At 45.0% G+C, this 1,735-nt stretch carries 1 protein-coding gene; it reads right to left on the bottom strand.

Going from position 1 to position 1,735, the window contains the following annotated elements; all coding sequences use genetic code 11:
• Window positions 1–337: 337 nt before the first annotated feature.
• Entirely contained in the window at window positions 338–1,294 is a 957-nt protein-coding gene (puuE, locus tag ACR2PX_RS03955; RefSeq protein WP_433998064.1) for an allantoinase PuuE, read from the bottom strand.
• Between the last annotated feature and the right edge of the window lie 441 nt (window positions 1,295–1,735).

The raw sequence follows: 1,735 nt of genomic DNA on the forward strand, positions 1-1,735 counted from the left end.
CGGTTTGAGACAGTTTTTATGATTATTTGAGGCGAATAGCGAGCTATTCAACGAAAAGAATCATAGAAAATGGCCAAATCCGGCTTTTTCGCAGTAGGTCAGTGGTAAGTCCGACAGGCTCCTAGAGCCTTGATGAGTGTCTGATTGATTGACGTGAGGAGAAATATAAGCAGTCATAACAGAATCCTTGTCATACGTCTTTTTATTCAGCTTCTTTGCATGGCGAATGATGCCAAAGAATGAAATGGATCAGAAGCAATTTTTTTCTTTCAAGGGAGACTGACCTGTCTATTCCTCAGAAGCATCAAGATACGCCAGATACTCTCTTCTTCTATTTTCAAGCAGGTTCAATAGTATTCGGTATCTCTTTCTCAGTGACTTTGCAGGGATGTTGCTTATGCCAGTGACGAGCAATCTGCTCTCGGGTACATAACCAGACTTTTTCCTTAGACTGCACATAATCCAGAAAACGCATCAATGCAGCAGCTCGGCCCGGCCGCCCAACAAGGCGACAATGCAAACCTACTGACATCATCTTTGGCTGTTCTGCACCTTCTTCATAAAGCACATCAAAGGCATCTTTCAGATAGCTGAAGAACTGCTCTCCGGAATTAAAACCCTGGGCTGTGGCAAAGCGCATATCATTACAGTCCAGTGTATAAGGTACTACCAACTGATCTTTCTCGAATCGTGTATCCCAATAAGGCAGATCATCTGCATAGCTGTCAGCGTGATAGAGAAAATGCCCCTCTTCTGCCACCAGCTGTTCTGTCTGGGGACTGCAACGCCCGGTATACCATCCTGAAGGTCTGCTTCCGGTCATCTCCGTATGGATTTGAATGGCTTTCTGCATATGTTCACGCTCTTCATCGAGGTCGTGAAACTGGTAATCAATCCAGCGGTAGCCATGACTGGCTATCTCCCAATCAGCATCGAGCATAGCCTGAACGGCCTTAGGGTTACGCTGCATGGCCATGGCCACGGCATAAACCGTCACAGGAATGTTTCTCTGGGTGAAGATGCGGTGCAGTCGCCAGAAACCGGCTCTGGCGCCATAATCGTAGATGGATTCCATACTGATGTGTCGCATGCCTTCATAAGACTGCGCACCAATAATTTCAGAAAGAAAAGCTTCTGATGCTTTGTCACCATGGAGCACACAGTTTTCACCGCCTTCCTCATAATTAATCACAAACTGAACCGCAATCCGTGACTGCTCAGGCCATTGAGGGTGAGGCGGGGTATCTCCATACCCTATTAAGTCTCTGGGGTAGTTGTTATCCCTGTGGTCCATGAAAAACTCCGATTTATTCTTTTTATCTTTAGCGATTTTTTTTGGTGAATTACTTTGCTGCAGGGCAAACCCACCCAAACATTTTTCTTCCGCTATAGGTATTGTTCCAGATCAATGTATTGATTGATCCGTAGTATCTATGGCATAAACTCCCAAAGTCTGACTAATTGGTCAACATTTAGTTTATAAGTTCACAATGATTTACAGTATCAATTGTGTCAGACCAAAAAGAAGAAATCCCCTTAATCACCCTTGAATGGGTGACAGAAAATTTCTCGATAATACCAACAACAAATCAGGATATTCGATGGAAAATTTGGCTGATGGCTCTCAACTGGCTGATGGCTCTCAACTGGCTGATGGCTCTCAACTGGCTGATGGCTCTCAACTGGCTGATGGCTCTCAACTGGCTGATGGCTCTCAACTGGCTGATGGCTCTCA

The sequence above is a fragment of the Endozoicomonas sp. genome (genome assembly GCF_051008435.1).
Taxonomy (GTDB): domain Bacteria; phylum Pseudomonadota; class Gammaproteobacteria; order Pseudomonadales; family Endozoicomonadaceae; genus Endozoicomonas_A.

Coding starts and splice junctions, on each gene's coding strand:
- puuE (WP_433998064.1), bottom strand. CDS start 1,294: ATGGACCACAGGGATAACAACTACCCCAGAGACTTAATAGGGTATGGA.